Origin of the sequence: Nostoc sp. TCL240-02, assembly GCF_013343235.1 — a bacterium.
GTDB lineage: Bacteria > Cyanobacteriota > Cyanobacteriia > Cyanobacteriales > Nostocaceae > Nostoc.
Genome location: NZ_CP040094.1, coordinates 1,996,256 through 2,013,252 on the forward strand (window position 1 = coordinate 1,996,256; position 16,997 = coordinate 2,013,252).

Annotated in this window: 15 protein-coding genes and 2 pseudogenes; 16 read left to right on the forward strand and 1 reads right to left on the reverse strand. The window is 44.8% G+C overall.

Annotated features, from left to right (window positions below):
• Positions 1 to 175 precede the first annotated feature (175 nt).
• The 14 genes from FBB35_RS08595 (at position 176) to FBB35_RS08660 (ending at position 14,059) form a co-directional block, all read left to right on the forward strand.
• A complete protein-coding gene (locus FBB35_RS08595; RefSeq protein ID WP_174709285.1) occupies positions 176 to 769 on the forward strand; it encodes a DsbA family protein in 594 nt (197 codons plus the stop codon).
• 380 nt (positions 770 to 1,149) lie between these two features.
• Positions 1,150 to 3,927, forward strand: a complete 2,778-nt coding sequence (locus FBB35_RS08600; RefSeq protein ID WP_254625879.1) for a PAS domain-containing protein — start codon at positions 1,150 to 1,152, stop codon at positions 3,925 to 3,927.
• A gap of 8 nt (positions 3,928 to 3,935) precedes the next feature.
• Complete coding sequence (locus FBB35_RS08605) at positions 3,936 to 4,565, forward strand: response regulator transcription factor (RefSeq protein ID WP_174709286.1); 630 nt, start codon at positions 3,936 to 3,938, stop codon at positions 4,563 to 4,565.
• A 646-nt stretch (positions 4,566 to 5,211) separates the two neighbouring features.
• Positions 5,212 to 5,769, forward strand: a complete 558-nt coding sequence (locus tag FBB35_RS08610; protein ID WP_174709287.1) for a DsbA family protein — start codon at positions 5,212 to 5,214, stop codon at positions 5,767 to 5,769.
• Between the two features lie 99 nt (positions 5,770 to 5,868).
• On the forward strand, positions 5,869 to 6,045 hold the full coding sequence (locus FBB35_RS08615) for a hypothetical protein (protein ID WP_174709288.1): 177 nt from the start codon (positions 5,869 to 5,871) through the stop codon (positions 6,043 to 6,045).
• On the forward strand, positions 6,029 to 6,463 hold the full coding sequence (locus FBB35_RS08620; protein ID WP_174709289.1) for an alpha/beta fold hydrolase: 435 nt from the start codon (positions 6,029 to 6,031) through the stop codon (positions 6,461 to 6,463). Before FBB35_RS08615 ends, FBB35_RS08620 begins: the two co-directional genes overlap by 17 nt.
• A 97-nt stretch (positions 6,464 to 6,560) precedes the next feature.
• Entirely contained in the window at positions 6,561 to 7,067 is a 507-nt protein-coding gene (locus FBB35_RS08625) for an SgcJ/EcaC family oxidoreductase (RefSeq protein ID WP_174709290.1), read from the forward strand.
• 185 nt (positions 7,068 to 7,252) lie between these two features.
• On the forward strand, positions 7,253 to 8,002 hold the full coding sequence (locus FBB35_RS08630; protein ID WP_174709291.1) for an SDR family oxidoreductase: 750 nt from the start codon (positions 7,253 to 7,255) through the stop codon (positions 8,000 to 8,002).
• 532 nt (positions 8,003 to 8,534) lie between these two features.
• Entirely contained in the window at positions 8,535 to 9,974 is a 1,440-nt protein-coding gene (locus FBB35_RS08635) for a SidA/IucD/PvdA family monooxygenase (protein WP_174709292.1), read from the forward strand.
• Between the two features lie 165 nt (positions 9,975 to 10,139).
• Complete coding sequence (locus FBB35_RS08640; protein ID WP_174709293.1) at positions 10,140 to 11,132, forward strand: alpha/beta hydrolase; 993 nt, start codon at positions 10,140 to 10,142, stop codon at positions 11,130 to 11,132.
• Between the two features lie 337 nt (positions 11,133 to 11,469).
• Positions 11,470 to 11,865, forward strand: a complete 396-nt coding sequence (locus tag FBB35_RS08645; protein WP_174709294.1) for a DUF6130 family protein — start codon at positions 11,470 to 11,472, stop codon at positions 11,863 to 11,865.
• A gap of 172 nt (positions 11,866 to 12,037) precedes the next feature.
• The gene (locus tag FBB35_RS08650; RefSeq protein WP_254625880.1) at positions 12,038 to 12,265 is read left to right on the forward strand and encodes a DUF1348 family protein; all 228 of its coding nucleotides are present in this window, start codon (positions 12,038 to 12,040) and stop codon (positions 12,263 to 12,265) included.
• 22 nt (positions 12,266 to 12,287) lie between these two features.
• Positions 12,288 to 13,166, forward strand: coding sequence for an FAD-dependent oxidoreductase (locus tag FBB35_RS08655; protein ID WP_254625881.1), 879 nt, complete (start codon positions 12,288 to 12,290; stop codon positions 13,164 to 13,166).
• A gap of 74 nt (positions 13,167 to 13,240) precedes the next feature.
• A complete protein-coding gene (locus FBB35_RS08660) occupies positions 13,241 to 14,059 on the forward strand; it encodes a malate dehydrogenase (RefSeq protein WP_254625882.1) in 819 nt (272 codons plus the stop codon).
• On the opposite strand, the gene FBB35_RS08665 is transcribed toward FBB35_RS08660, so the two are convergent.
• Positions 14,019 to 15,041, reverse strand: a complete 1,023-nt coding sequence (locus tag FBB35_RS08665; RefSeq protein ID WP_174708137.1) for an IS4 family transposase — start codon at positions 15,039 to 15,041, stop codon at positions 14,019 to 14,021. The two genes, FBB35_RS08660 and FBB35_RS08665, sit on opposite strands and share 41 nt — an antisense overlap.
• Before the next feature lie 85 nt (positions 15,042 to 15,126).
• Here FBB35_RS08665 and FBB35_RS08670 point away from each other — a divergent pair.
• Positions 15,127 to 15,985, forward strand: a pseudogene (locus FBB35_RS08670) (transposase); the annotation flags it as partial.
• Between the two features lie 146 nt (positions 15,986 to 16,131).
• A pseudogene (locus FBB35_RS08675) lies at positions 16,132 to 16,975 on the forward strand (IS5 family transposase).
• The last annotated feature ends 22 nt before the right edge of the window (positions 16,976 to 16,997 follow it).

Here is a 16,997-nt window from a genome sequence, read left to right on the forward strand (position 1 = left end):
AAATTGACTCATCCTCAATCATTTTGTTGATTAAAATACAGACCCTGAATTGACGACAAGCCTAAGCAAATCCCATACATTAAACTCATACAAACGATTATAGGTTTGAGGGAAGAAATTTCAGAGTGCAGACGATGAATCTCTTTTCCTCAAAGATTTAAAATGAGGGTTTAGAATGAGCGATGTTATTCCTGGCAACCCTTGCGGTAACTGCGAAACAGAGCGCAATCAATTAGTTGTACTTCCTTCTGAGCAAGACCATCGACAAGGATCATTGAATGCTCGCGTTGTGCTTGTTGAGTATGGAGATTATCAGTGTCCCCAATGTAGTGAACTTTATACCTCAATTCAGGCAATTCAACGCCAGCTTGAGGCGACCTTATTCGGGAGAAATTCTCTATGCTTTGTATTCCGACATTTTCCTCAACCTCAAATCCATCCTCAAGCTCAAAAGGCAGCAGCAGCGACAGAAGCAGCAGCAACACAAGGGCAGTTTTGGCAGATGCACGAAATGTTATTGAAGCATCAGCAACAGCTAGAAGATGGGTATTTAGCAGAATACGCTGACAATTTAGGGCTTGATGTAACTCAGTTTATTCGAGACATTGCCCAAAAAGTGTATGTCGATCGCATCAATCAAGATATTGCTAGCGGAATGGATAGTGGGGTGATTAACACTCCAGGTCTATTTATCAATGGTGTGCGTTACAGAGACGCTTTAGAGCTTGAGCCACTACTTGTTGCGATCGTTGGAGCTTCTCATGGCTAGTAGTCCGTCAGGGAAACTTGGCGGGGTAAAGGTTAAAGGGGAATGGCACGCTTGTTAAGCTGAAGGGTAGGCGGCGTAAGGATTGCAGAGCAGGGGGGCAGAGGAGAATTTCTTTTGCTTCTTTCCGTATGCCTCTTGTTTCTGTCCGTATGCTTCTTCCTTCTTCTTTCTCCCCTGCTCCTTTGCTCCTGTGCACAAGAGCTGCCTCAACGATTTTCCCTTTTCTTAGTGCCATTCGGTTAAAGGGTAAAGGGAAAAAGTATTATTCCTTTACCCTTTTCCCAGCCCTCACCTAACAATTTTGGTTTGGCAGACTACTAGTATTTTCGTCAATAAATGGACTAACGTGCGTGAACTGCCGTAAATGAGGAATCTGATTGATGAGCAGTCTTCTCAAGCAAGTTGTAGCTCAAGTTTCCAGAACAGTGCCATTACAGACGGTTTTGATTGTGCCGTTTGTGCTGCAAACTTTGGTGACAGTCGGCTTAGTAGGATATTTTTCCTTCAAAAATAGACAGGAAGCCATCAACGATCTGACCAGTCAACTGCGGCGCGAACTGACGAACCGGATCGAAGGCAAATTACAAACCTATACCGAGATACCCCATAACATCAATCGGCTCAATGCCAGCACCTTCGCTCAGGGAAAAATTGACCCTAGCGCAGTCAAAGGTGAGTTTCCACTCTGGCAGCAAATTCAGATTTATCCAATGGTGAGTGATATCTACTGTGGCGATCGCAAAGGTTCTCTTCTAGGGGTGCGACGTAGCCCTGCCGATCGCTCAATTGAACTGCGGTCAAGTAATGTTGCTACAGATCATAAACTCTACGGCTACAGCCTCGATCGCAATGGTCAGCGAGACCAGTTAATTAGTCAAGGTAACAAAGCCTTCGATGCGCGGGTTCGTCCCTGGTATAAAGCAGCAGTGACGGCAGGCGAACCAAGCTGGAGTGGAATCTATGCCGACTTTGCTAGCCAGTTGCCAACGATCACCGCTAGTACGCCTGTGTATAGCACTGCTGATCGATCGCTGTTGGGAGTTTGTGCCACCGATGTATTTCTGCCTAATGAGATGAGCCGTTTTTTGGCTAGCCTGCAAATTGGCAAGACAGGCATCGCCTTTATTCTAGAGCGATCGGGGCAACTGGTTGCCACCTCCACCGGAGAGGCGATTATAAGTAGTGGGGCAGCAGCAAATCGATTGTCAGCAGTTGAGAGCCGTAATCCTACCGTGCGAGCTACTGCTGACTATTTGCGCGAGCATTTCAGCGATTTGTGGCAGATCCAGACTGCGGAACAGCTTGATTTTAAGTTCGATGGCAGGCGGCAGTTGATTCAGGTGATGCCATTCAAAGATACTCGTGGGCTAGACTGGCTGATTGTCACGGTGTTGCCTGAATCCGATTTCATGGCAAAGATTAATCAAAGCATCTACATGACGATTCTGCTTTGTATCGCGGCTTTGCTGCTTGGCATTGCGATCTGCATTTTGATTGCCCGATGGATCGCTAAACCAATTGTCAGCGTCAGTCAATCGGCAAAAGCGCTAGCAGACGGTGCATGGGATCAGACGGTAGAAATTGAGCGATCGGGCGATTTGGGCGAACTGGCTCGATCGTTCAACCAGATGGCACAGCAGCTTCAAATCGCATTTGCCAAAATGCAGTCTTTAAATCAGACCCTCGCCCAAAGTGAAACCCGCCTTCAGAAAATTTTAGAGTCGGTTCCGGTAGGAATTGTGGTTATGGACGCAACAGGTCGCCCTTATTACGCGAATCAGAAGGCAATCCAACTCTTGGGCAAGGGCGTGCTGCCGTCTGTCACCCCAGAGCAAATTGCCGAGGTCTATAAACTCTATGTGGCAGGAACCGATCGCCCCTACCCAACCGAACAACTGATGATTAGGCGAGCGCTAAACGGCGAACAGGGCAGTGTGGATGATATCGAAATTCACCAGGGGAATCGCATCATTCCGATCGAAAGTTGGGGAACTCCAATTTTTGATGAGTCTGGCAACATTCTATATGCGATCGCAGCCTTTCAAGACATCACCGAACGTAAACAAGCAGAGAAGCTTTTAGCAGAATACAATCGCACCTTAGAGCAACAAGTTGCCCAACGAACGGCAGCATTGCAGGCAAGCGAAGCAGAGCTACGCGGTGTCTACGACGAGCTTCGCTTACAGGAGCAGGAATTACGACTGATTACCGACGCTCTACCCGTTCTGATTAGCTACGTCGATGCCAATCGCTGCTTTCAATTTATCAACCGTACCTATGAGGTTTGGTTCAACCGTAGCCGTGAGGAAATTTTGGGCAACTCTGTTCGTCAACTGCTCGGTGAGGTGGTTTATGAACGGGTTGAGCCGTATATTAATCAGGTGTTTGCAGGGCAAACTGTCCCTCTAGAAGCAGAAATCCCTTTTTTGGATGATAAGCGGTGCATCAGCGCGACCTTTATTCCTGATTTCGATGACAATGCTCAGGTAAGAGGTTTCTACAGTCTCATGACAGATATTAGCGATCGTAAACGAGCTGAACACACTTCTATCTTAGAAGAACGCAACCGGATGGCGCGAGAAATTCATGATACACTAGCTCAATCTTTCACAGGTATTCTGCTTCAAATTGGAGCAGTAACACAAGTGCTGGCGGATGACCCGGAAGCAACCCAAGTACATCTGGAAATGATTGAGGAACTAGCACGCGCTGGGCTGGCAGGGGCACGGCGATCCGTATCAGCACTCCGTCCGCGGCTACTAGAAGAAGGTAATTTAGAGAGTGCCCTGCATCGTATTGTGGCTCAAATGCGAGCAACGACCGACACGGCTCTGATTTGCGAAACTCAGGGTATAGCCTATTTCTTATCAACCGAAGTGGAGAATAACTTACTTAGAATTGGGCAGGAAGCATTAACCAATGCGATTAAATACGCTTATGCTGGCGAAATTCGGGTTGAGTTAGTGTACAACGAAACACAGTGTATCTTACGGGTTAAAGACGATGGCAGGGGCTTTGGAGTAGGTAGCACTCCTTTGAGTGGTGGGTTTGGCTTATTAGGAATGAGCGAACGGGCAGAGCGCATTGGCGCACAACTATTGATTCAAAGCCAACCAGGTCAAGGAACAGAAATTATTGTCACTATCAATCGAGAGTGAGAATTACAATGAGCCGATCCACTAAGATTAGGGTGCTAATTGTTGACGACCATGCCATAGTCAGAAAGGGTCTAGCAACTATCATTAACCGCGATCCAGAAATGACAGTGATTGCTCAAGCTGAAGATGGGCAACAGGCGATCGCCGCGTTTCGAGAATACCAACCTGATGTCACACTAATGGATTTACGAATGCCCAAAATGGGAGGTGTTGAAGCCATTATGGCGATTTGTGCTGAATTTAAGCAGGCTCGGATCGCGCTACTCACAACCTACGATGGCGATGAAGATATCTATCGTGGTTTACAGGCAGGCGCTCAAGGCTATCTGCTTAAGGATTCTAAACTTGGCGAGCTATTGAATGCGATTCGCGCCATTCATAATGGTCAGAAATACATTCTGCCAGAAGTGGGCGCAAAATTATTGCAGCGAATGAGTAATCCAGAACTGAGTGAACGAGAGTTGGAAGTGCTGCGTTTGATGGCACAAGGAATGGGTAATCAGGAAATTGCGACTGTTTTGAGTATTGGTGAAAGTACCGTCAAATCCCATGTTAATCGGATTTTAAGCAAACTGGGCGTGAGCGATCGCACACAAGCCGTGATTACTGCTGTTAAGCGTGGGATTGTCAGTTTGTAGTGGGGAAGGAAAGGGGCAGGGGGCAAGGGGGAATGGCACTAAGAAAAGCGCAAATCCTTAAGATGGCTGGCTTTTGGGTATAAGGGTGTAAGGGTATAGGGGTGTAAGGAAAAGAATTAAAACCAAGTAATCAGATTTACAAAACAATGCTCTTCCCCTATACCCCACACCCCTATACCCCTACACCCAGCCATAGCAAGAGTTTCACGTTTTCTTAGTGACATTCGGGCAAGGGGAATGTTCCTTCTCAAGAGCCGTGGAATTGCAGGTTGAACATGGGTATGTTCGCGTTGGCGAAGCCTCTCGTAGAGAAGCGTCTCGCAGAGAAGCCCCGCCCTCTTTAGGGCACTCTTACTGGGGCGGAGTACAAAGCTCCGTTTCAGTTTTCCCCCTTGCTACCTGCTCCCTGCTCCCCTGCTCCCCTGCCTCTTATGACCTTTTCCCCAATAGAATTGGCTTTAGACTCAAACTAAAGTTGGAGACAACCTTCCACTACGAGATGAACAGGTTCATCCATCACTAGATTGTATAAAAATGTCAACTCAGAGTGGACGACAAGAGAGGGTCAATTGTCTATATTAAATCCATAGCAATGTAAGCGCAGTTGGGTTGTAAGGCAAAAGTATTGCTTAATACAAACCGAAACATGACTTACAACCGTGATAATCGTTCTTTATTCGTTCTGCCTTCAACCCAGGATCATATTCAAGGTGTACTGAATGCTGCTGTAGTATTCGTAATGTATGGAGATTATGAATGTTTTCAAAGTGCCAATGTCTATCGATTGATTAAAGTTGTTCAACAGCAATTGAAAGTTTCGTTTGGAGAAAACAATGTAGGTTTTATCTTCCGTCACTTTCCTCAGGTACAGATTCATCCACATGCTCAACGGGCAGCGGAAGCTGTGGAAGCCGCAGCGGCTCAAGGGCAGTTTTGGCAAATGCATGAGATGCTGTTTATCCATCAACAGGAATTGGGAAATGGCTATCTAGTCGAGTATGCCAATCGTTTAGGACTTGATATTTCTCAATTTTTACAGGATTTATCCAAGGGAGTGTATGTCAATCGGATCAATGCAGACATCGAAGGTGGATTGCGAAGTGGAGTGGAGGCTGCACCCGCTTTGTTTATTAATGGAATTCGCTATTTTGGTCGCTGGACTGTTGAGCAGATAATGGCAGCCATTGTTGCTGCAAATGATTAAGGTTTTTGATGCTTATCCCAACAAGTATTTCATAACTTCTATACGGACGACAAAAACCAGAGATTTCAGCAATTTAGCAAGAATACAGAGGCGATCGCAATGATGGTTTTTACATGGAAAAAAGTTCAAAAATTATTACTGTGGTTATTTGCATTAAGTGTTGTCGTTGGAATATCAATGCATCCAACACCAGCCACCTCCAAGGAATTACCTCAAGCGTCCAACTCTAAACCTGCGATCGTTCTCGTTCATGGGGCTTATGCTGGTTTATGTTAATGCTTTTGCACCAGATGTCGGTGAAAAGACGAGTGATTTGAATAAAAGGTACGCAGCACCTCCGATTAATACGGCGATCGTGTCTGATGCTGCAAACTTTCTCTATATCGATCGCGGGAAGTTTCACGAATTTTTTGCCCAGGACATATCGAAGGCTGAGGCGCGAGTAATGGCAGCAACCCAAAAGCCGATCGCCAGCGCCGCGTTTGAGCAATCACTGAATGAAATCGCATGGAAAACGATTCCTTCCTGGTTTATCGTGACTCAAAGCGATCGCGCCATCAACCCTGAACTTCAACGATTTATGGCTAAACGGATTGGTGCTAAGACAAGCGAAGTTAACTCCAGTCATGTTCCTTTTATCTCTCATCCAAAAGAGGTTGCCAAAGTGATTAAAGCAGCAAGCACGGCTCTGTGAAGTAATCCCAATTTAACGATTTTTTAGTGAGCCAAGTCCTGCGAACCAATGAGACGCTTGAGAACTGGTCTATCACTTAAAAGGAAAACTCAAAACTATGAATTTACAAACAACTCAAACCACCACTACTGCTGACGAGTCGGCAATCCGTGCTTTCCATCGCCAGATGATTGATGCTTGGAATCGAGGTAGCGGCGAAGGCTTCGCTGCCCCGTTCAGCGAAACTGCCGATTTCATCACGTTCGAGGGCACGCATCTCAAGGGTCGAAAAGAAATCGCTGCATTTCATCAGCAAGCGTTCGACACGGTTGTCAAAGGAACACGCCTGGAGGGTGAGGTGGATTTTGTCCGCTTCGTGAACTCGCAACTCGCGCTCATGCTCGTAGTTATCAGGGTAATACTGCCCGGACAAACCGAAACTTCACCGTCACGAGATTCGCTGCCACTATACGTCATAACGAAAGGCGACGAAGGTTGGCAGATCGAAGGGTTACTCAATACCCGGAAGTTAACGCTAGAACGTCAATTCTTCTTAGACGACTTTGATTCACTGAGCGCAGAGGCTCAACGTCAAGTGACCGACCTCGTTGCAAGTCTCAAGTAGCGTCATCAAGCAGATCGATCAAAGGAAATGTAAGAAATGGCACGCTTGTTAAGATACAGCCCTTGCCCCAACTGGTTCCAACAATGAATGAAGGGTTAAATCTACTGTTCTCAAAGCTATGATGCAACAGAACCGATAACACTTCAATGGTTCATACAAATCCAGAATCTCTATCAGATTAACCTATGAAAAAACTAGAAGGAAAAATCGCCCTTGTCACGGGTGGCAATAGTGGTATCGGTCTTGCCACTGCCAAACAGTTTGTTGCTGAAGGAGCCTATGTCTACATCACGGGTCGTCGCCAAGTCGAACTGGATGCTGCTATAGAAGCTATTGGTAAAAATGTTACGGCTGTGCAGAGCGATGTTTCTAATCTGGCAGACCTCGATCGTCTGTTTGCCACCATTAAGCAAGAGCAAGGACACCTCGATATCATCTTCGCTAATGCTGGCGGTGGACAAATTGCCCCACTTGGAGAAATCACTGAGGAACACTTTGACAAAACATTCAACATAAATGTCAAAGGTTTGCTGTTCACTGTACAAAAGGCACTGCCACTGTTACCAGAGGGCGCTTCTATTATCCTGAATGCTTCGATTACTTCTATAAAAGGTACGCCAGCATTTAGTGTTTACAGCGCCACCAAAGCCGCCGTAAGATCATTTGCTCGGAATTGGATACTCGACCTCAAAGAACGCAAGATCCGAGTGAATGCCATTAGCCCTGGTGTGGTTCCGACTCCTGGTTACGATCATTTGGGACTCAATGACCAGCAGTTGCAAGAATTTGTGGACAGCCAAGCCAGCGCCATCCCACTGGGACGAGTCGGCAAACCTGATGAAATTGCCAAAGCCGTTGTCTTTCTCGCTTCAGCCGACAGCAGCTTTGTGAACGGCATTGAGTTGTTTGTCGATGGCGGTATGGCACAGATTTGAAGTCCAAAAGGAGTTAAAGATACGAACCCTTTTCTAGCTTCTGGCAGTTGTTCATAACACGCTCTAGCGAATCCAAATCCACGAACAAAAACTTACTAATACCAATTCTTTATGAAGGCGCACAGAAAAAACCCCACCGCCTGCGACACTTCCCCTTAGCAAGCTAGCGTGTACACACAAGTCCTTTAGAGTTGTTGCGTAACGTAGGATAAGTTCATTTTTGCAAGGTGATGCAACAAAGGTGCAGGGCGATGCATCAAAGGTGCAGGTCAAGAGACTTGTGTGTATACCGTAGCCTTAGCAAGGGGAGGTTGAGAGGGGTCAAAATAATATGCAGCTTCACAGAGAATTGGTATAAGCTGTTACGCATTTAAGTTGCACATCAACTGGTGAGATTGTCCTTAGTAAACACAAATGACTAATGACGGTCTACACAGAAAATAGTGCAATATGTAGGCGCGTTAGCTTAACAGCTTAATTGTCTACTATTCGGATTTTTTCATCCATCGCAACGATATATGAGGAGATCGACATGACAACAACGAGCAATTCCGATTTTGCTGCTTGCGAGGCACTACGCCTGCTCGGTCCCGATCCCGAAAACTGGGTGCCCGATCGCCCTGGCATCGATCACAATGTCACTATAATAGGTGGCAGTGGTAGCGGTAGTACCTTTGTATTTGCGCTACGGCGTGCTGGGATCGGTCGCGTGACAGAGATCGATGCAGCCGATGATGAGGCTCATGCAGGCGTGTGGTTGACGCGAGCGCGGATGAGAACGCTCCGCACACCGAAACATCTGCCTGGCCCAGAACTAGGCATCCCAGAATTGTCCTTTCAAGCCTGGTACGAAGCGCGGCACGGTGCGGCAGCCTACGCGGAGATCGATCGCATTGAGCGAGTGACATGGGCTGAGTACCTCAGTTGGTATCGGCATTTCCTGGGTATCCAGGTTCGTTACCAGACGAAGTTGGTGCGGATTGAACCAGTCGCAGGTTTCTTTCGCTTACACCTTGAGGTAAACGGTGTCCCGCTCTTAGAGACTACGCGCAAAATTATCTTTGCCAATGGCGTGGCTGGCACTGGTGGCCCATACATACCTCCAGTACTGGCTGACTTACCCCGCACGTTGTACGCACATACCGCCGATGCCATCGATTTTGAAGCACTGCGTGGTAAGACTGTGGCGGTGCTGGGTGCGGCGGCTTCAGCTTTCGATGCAGCAGGAGTGGCGCTGGAATCGGGAGCTAAGGCAGTACATCTATTTGTACGGCGATCGGCGATCGCATCTCTGTCAGTCCTTCGGGTACGGGATTACCCTGGTGCTTACGACAACTATCCCCAACTACCCGATGCAGCACGCTGGCTCCAGGCTTGGCGCTTTCATCAAGCAGGCACCGCGCCACCCCCGAACTCGATTGAGCGAGCGATCGCTTTCCCGAACTTTCACATCCATCTATCTGCACCTTGGAAATCAGCACGGAAACTGGGCAATCGCATTGCCATCGAGGTGAACGATGATGTTTTCGAGTTTGATTTTGCGATCGCTGGCACTGGTTACTTCGTTGACCCAACAAAGCGTCCCGAACTAGCCGACTTTGCCCAGCATATTGCCCTCTGGCGCGATCGCTACCAGCCACCAGAAGACCTGCGCGACGACGGTTTGGCGGCACATCCTTACCTCGGTAGCGCCCATGAATACCAAGAAAAAGTACCTGGCACTGCCCCTTACCTGAAAGACATTCACGTATTTAATCCTGCTGGTTTGGTCAGCTTCGGATTGCCAGTTGGTGACATCCATAGCATCCGCCGCGACATACCTGCAATAGTATCGCGTATCAGTCACGACTTGTTCTTTGAGGACTGGGCGCATCATGAGGCAAGGATCACAGGCGATATTGCCCCCGATTTTGAGGACTCGCTCTATGCTGCGGCGGTGTGGAAACAACCGATCGAGGCAGCGACTTGCTAGGTGGACAACCTTTTCACCAGTAACAAAGAATTTCGGCTCTTAAATGATGTCAGTAGAAAGCGATCACCATTTCACAATCGCAGCCGATCAAGCATCACTGTTAAACCAATTCACTTAACAGTGTCATTTTAACAGATTGTTTACTAATTATCAAAGGAGAATGTCATGGTTGCTCAAGTAAATTCACAAGCAAAGATTTTGGAAGTTGCAGAAGATCCACGTCTTTCTAAAGAAGTGAAGGCATTTTTGAAAGTGCTGAACTCAGGAGGTGTGCCTCTAGAGACATTACCTCCACTCGAAGCGCGTCAAGTTCTCGTGGATGCACAGGCTTCCGTTCCAGTAGACCTTTCAGGCATTGAAGAGTCTGAGAAGACAATTACTGCTGACGGTTATTCGATCGCGCTCAACATCGTGCGACCAGAAGGTGCTAAAGGCATATTGCCTGTGTTTATCTTTATTCATGGAGGCGGCTGGGTGCTAGGCGATTACCCGACCCACAAACGTATGGTGCGCGATCTTGTGGTGCTTTCAGGGTTTGCAGGGGTCTTTGTCAACTACACGCGCACGCCAGATGCTCAGTACCCACAGGCGATCAATGAGATTTATGCTGCAACCAAATGGGTTGCCGAACATGGTGAGGAGATTGGAGTGGATGGCAAGAATCTGGCAGTGGTCGGCAACAGTGTCGGCGGAAATATGACAGCAGTCACTGCTTTGAAGGCGAAAGAAAACGGAGGGCCACACATCAAGCTACATATCATGATGTGGCCGATCGTAGACGCTAGTTTTGAAACAGAGTCGTATCACCAATTTGGTGAGAAGCGTTTTCTGACTACACCGTTGATGAAGTGGATGTATGACATGTACATAGCTAATCCAGAAAAACGCCAAGATATCTATGCCTCGCCCTTACAAGCTACGGTTGAGCAATTGCAAGGCTTGCCTCCAGCGCTCATTCAGGTTGCAGAAAGCGATATTCTGCGAGATGGAGGCGAAGCGTATGGGCGCAAGCTGGATGAAGCTGGGGTAAAAGTAACCACCGTGCGTTACAACGGCATGATTCATGACTTTGGACTGCTCAATGGTTTAGCCGAGGTTCCGGCAGTCCGCTCTCTGTTTGTTCAAGCTGCTGCTGAATTGAAGAAACATCTGCAATAGGATGCGATCGATGTTTTTGGGGAAAGGAAAAGACGCTCTTCCATCGCTTTGCTGCTTACCGAGTTAGCGTAGCGGAAAAGGGTAAAGCAGAATGGCACTAAGTTAAGACACAGCCTTTGCTGTAACTGGTTCCCAGCCTCCAGGCTAGGAACTAATTTTGAGAGCCTCCGCCTCCAAAGACTTGATCGAAGGCAGAGCCTCTCGAAATACATTCCTAGGCTACAGGCTGGGAACGATGTGAAACAAGACTTTCGGCTTATCTTAGTGCCATTCGACTCTGCACCGTTTCACCTTTAAAGGGATCGTAATACAAACTACTCTCAGGTAATTACCTGCTATGAACAGCCACACACCGAGCGCTAGGGACATTATCGGATCATCACCGTTGATTGCGATTGAAAACGAAGCACCACCCAAGCTGATTGTCGATCCACCGCTTCCCGAACCACTGGCACAGGGTCGTGTTTTTATTCAGTACCGGACGGAGAACCTGCGCGTGTTGCCGGTGTTCGGCAAAAGTGCCCTCGAAGTATCGCCGCGCATCGGTCATATCCACATCACCGTTGACGATTTGCCGTGGCACTTTGTCGATGCCAGTGGGGAAACGATCATCCTGGTCGGACTAGAACCTGGCGTACACAAGGTGCTGATCGAACTAGCTGACCCCACGCACAAAGTAATCACTAGCGAAACTGTAGAGTTCACGCTGCTTGATCCTAAAAAATCATCATGAAAAAACTAGAGGGAAAAATCGCAGTTGTGACGGGGGCATCTGAGGAAACGCTGCACATCGCGGGTGGTAGTCATTGATCTGTATTAAACTGCTTTTGAGGTAATTCGGTCGGGACGGATTTAATGCCAATTAAATCATACTGAAACGATCGCAATTCCACCGCTTACATACTATGAACAACCCTGAAAATCCTCGACTACCTCTGCCGCCTTTTGATCATGAATCCGCTGTCCAAAAAGTCCGAATTGCAGAGAATGCCTGGAACACACGTAGCCCGGAACTAGTATCACTTGCTTACACATCGGATAGCGTTTGGCGCAACCGTTCAGAATTTCTATCTGGTCGTGAGGCGATCGCACAATTCTTGACATCCATCCATTCCCGGACTCACAGAAGTTGAGTTTTTAACGAGTGAGTCGATTATGGAGCTAGAATACCTGCCTGAACACCTGCTCGTTCTCGGTAGTGGCTATATTGGTTTAGAGTTTGCCCAGATGTTTCGGCGCTTTGGCTCTGGTGTTACTGTCATTGGGCAAAGTGAGCAAATCCTGTCACCGCAAGATCCAGATATAGCGATCGCAGTTCAAACACTGCTAGAACAAGATGGTATTGAATTTTTGCTAAAGGCGAAGGTGTTGAGGGTTGATCGCACTGGTAATGAAACCATCCTGCAAATCCAAGTTGGCGATCGCTCCCTCAGCCTCCAGGGTTCGCATTTGCTCGTCGCCGTTGGTCGTGCGCCCAATACCGAGAGCTTAAATTTAGCTGCTGCTGGTGTGGCAACCGATACACGGGGATTTATTCAAGTTAGCGATCGTTTAGAGACGAACATTCCGGGGATTTGGGCGTTAGGCGATATCAATGGCGGCCCACAATACACCCATATATCGCTCGACGATTATCGCATTATCAAAGCTAATTTAATTGATGGGGGCAACCGGAGTACAAGCGATCGCCTGGTTCCATCTTGTCTGTTCATCGATCCAGAACTGGCACATGTGGGTTTGACTGAAACTGAAGCACGGCAACAAGGATATGCCATCCGCGTGGCAAAGGTCGATGCGTCAGCCGTTCCCAGGGCAAGAACACTGGGTCAAACCGATGGACTGCTGAAGGCGATCGTGGATGCAGATACAGGTCGTATTCTTGGGTGTTCTCTGTTGTGTCATGAAGCAGGTGAAGTGATTTCAACAGTGCAGATGGTGATGCAAGCTCAGATGCCCTACACCGTTCTGCGTGATGGTATTTTGACTCATCCCACGATGACCGAAGGGTTAAATATATTGTTTTCCAAGTTGTAAAAAGACAGCAATTGCAGACTCAAGGACTTACCAAACAAACGACATTTCATTCTTGAAGGTCAAGTAGATATAGCATGATGAGTAAAACATCTAAAGTCGGTATTATTGGTGCAGGTAATGTAGGTGCAAACGTTGCAAATGCTTTAGTTTTACTCGGTAGATGTGTAAGGGTTGTCCTTTTTGACCGAACCTTATCAAAAGCTGAAGGGCAAGTATGGGATATTGAAGACAGCATTCCCCTACTTAAAGAAATGGAGATTCTACCATCAAATCAGTATGAAGATTTAGCTGATTCAGATATCATTATTGTGACTGCTGGGGTGCAGCCAAAACTTGGACAGACCCGATTAGATACATTGAGCGACAATGCAGAGATTATACGTTCGACAATCAAAGAATTGGATCGAGTTGCACCGAATTCAATCGTACTTATCATTAGTAATCCAGTGGATGTACTCACGCGGATTGCTCAAGCTACTTCTACCAGGCCAGAAAACCTAATTTTCGGTTCGGGAACCGTTCTTGATACTGCTAGACTGAGATATCAACTTGGAAAGCGACTGAATGTTGCAAAACAAGACGTTCATGCTTATGTGATTGGAGAGCATGGAGACAGTGAATTTGTCGTTTGGTCTAGTGCATTTATTGGGGGAATTCTGTTAACTGAATTTCCCATACCACAAGGAGCAACGCTAGAACAAATTCAGCAAGAGTACGCACAGTTAACTCGTAAACGAGGCTATAACATTTTTGAACGCAAAGGAAATACAAGCTATGGAATATCAGAAATGTTGAATGCTGATACAAAACTTTACATTATTAGTTACACTAAGTCTCAAAAGCTTAAATTAGTCAGCAAAACATCATCTCCTCAAACCAATGAACATAGCTGATTTTCTGACACATACAAGATTGAAGATAGCGGAATTTATCTAATAGTGTATGTCCCCATTGTTCGGGAATAGATAAAAGCTGTAAAATCAGATAGGCTATCAAGCTCACGTAAATTTGTATGGTAATACCATTGACGTTTTTGGTAATGAGTTTGTCAAGTTTTAAGTGCATCTTTAAAAACTTCCACAACAATTCAACTCCCCAACGTAATCGATAAATATCCCTAATTTCATCATCATGAACAGCTGCATCTCCCGACTCTGGTAAATTAGTCACTAAGCGAAACTCGGTTTTTGTCTCTAAATCACAGAAATTAATTACTCTATAAGCTTGAGCATCATCAGATGCACCAACTTTGACCAATCCATTTGAGCCATCAAATTCTAGTTTCCAATTGTTTTTTATCCGCAAAACAAAATATTTGTTTTCTTGTACTAATTCTTGGATAAATTTTAATCCAGCAAAACCCCTATCCATTACTCCAACAGCATTTATTGGGAGACTAGACATCATTTTGGAACCAAATTTATAATCATGGTCATGTCCAAAATTGATGAAGTTATCTTCTGGGCTTCCTGTGGAGAGATTTAAGGAACTAAACAGCTTGACTTGATGATGACCTAGTACCCATAACAATTTACTTGTGAGAGTAATAATTGTTGAATCTATTGGACAAATTGCATATTTATTGTGTAACTTTTTTTGAACTTTCTTCTGTACTAATTCATTTAATTTTTGGTAAATCTCTTGAAAAGGTTTTTGGCTTCGATGTAAATTTGCTTTAGAGAAAGTAGAAATATCTACCTCAAAACAATTGTTATTTAATCTGTTAAACAAATCTCGCATACTTGTTAAGCTGTTATCCAGGGCATAGGATAGCCAGCACTCAAAAAACAGACGACTGTTCAATACTGGATAATCGTTTTTTGGCAGGCTTTTCAGTATATCTTTGACAATTTTGGGAAATGAATTTATAATCACAATCAAACTAATATATTTTAAGCCTTAGCCCAAAACTACCATATTTTGGGCTATTTTTATCGGATTTTTCTTAACATTCAACACTTCTGTAAAGGATGTAATTGTAGTTGACGAGGATGCTTACATTATATTTGACGATACAGTTTTAGATAAAAGATTTTCTGAAGAAATAGAAATAGTCCGAAGGCAGTATAGTGGAAATGAACATGGTATTATCAGAGGAATTGGAGTAGTTAATTGTATATATGTCAATCCTAAAACTCTCAATTTTTGGGTAATAGATTATCGGATTTTTAATCCGGAAAATGATGGCTTAACTAAAGTTGACCACGTTAAAAATATGCTGCTAAGTCTTGTGTATCAAAGAAACCTTCCTTTTGAAACGGTTTTAATGGATACATAGTATGCAGTCAACAAGTTAATGCTCTATATTGATAGTTTAGATAAAATTTATTATTGTCCTTTAAAAACGAATCGTTTGGTTGATGATACTTTTGGTCAAGAAAAATATAAAAATATTGAATCATTGTCATGGAGTGACGAAGAGTTAGAATGTGGTAAAATAATAAAAATTAAAGCATTCACTGCTGAGAAAAAAGTGAAGCTATTCCGGGTTACTATCTCTACCGATAGAACGGATTATGTTGCAACTAATGATATATCTCAAAGTTCTACGGATGTTGCACAAAAAGTGTGTAAAATCCGTTGGAAAATAGAGTCCTGTTCACAGAGAGATTAAACAATTAACTGGCATTGAATCATGTCAATGTCGTAAAGGTCGGATTCAAAGAAATCATATTGCTTGTGCAATGTTAGTTTGGCTAAGGCTCAAAAATTTAGCCTATAAAACAGGTCAAACTATTTATAAAATCAAGCATAATTTACTTTCTAATTATTTAATCGAGCAACTAAAACGTCCGGATATTGCTATGTCTATGGCTTAGTTTTTAGGCGCTCGGCGCGTTCGACGCACCATTGCTTATGCCAGTTGCGTAAGTCCTAAATAAAAAATAAAAAGCACCATAGTCATTAGACCTCTTGCAAAAGTCCCAGATGCGTGGGACAAGTGAGTTAGAGTTAGGTAGCATCTATGACCTACGAACAGGTAAAAAGTATGAAGCCAGAAGACTTTAAACGCTTATATGGCGTACGTCCTGATACTTTTAACCAAATGGTCGAGGTAGTGCGATGGCACAGTCAGCAAAAACAAAAAACACGACGGTCAGATAAGCTTTGCTTGGAAGACCAATTGTTGATGACATTGGAATATTGGAGAGAATACCGAACTTACTTTCATATTGATCAATCGTGGGGAGTAAACCAGTCTACGGCATATCGAATTATCCGAAAAATAGAAGATACGCTGATTAAATCTAGGACATTCACCCTCCCAGGAAAGAAAAAATTAGCTACTTCTAATTATCAGTTAGAAGTGGTAGTAATTGATGTTACAGAAAGTCCGATTGAACGCCCTAAAAAAAACAAAAGAAATTCTTCAGTGGAAAAAAGAAGCAACATACATTGAAGTCCCAGATAGTAGTAAACTAATCAAATGGTGAAATCATCTGTACCGCTCATGGTAAGGGTAGAGAGCATGATTTCCGTATATTTAAAAATAGGAAAGTGAGGTTGAGAGAAAACATTGAGTGTTGAGGAGATAAAGGTTATCAAGGTATTCAAAAACTACATAGCAATAGTCAGATTCCTAAGAAGAAACCTAGAGGAGGTAAATTAAGTTATCAGGATAAAAAGAGTAATCAAGAATTAGCCAGAATTAGAGTTTTAAGTGAGCATGTACATCGAAAGCGAATGTGGTGTTTAAAATTTTGTCACTTACTTATAGAAATCGTCGAAAAAGATTTAATTTGAGGTTTAATTTGATTGCTGCTCTCTACAATTATGAGCTTCTTCTTCCCCAAACCCAATCTTTCTGAGCGACTTTTGCAAGAGGTCTAC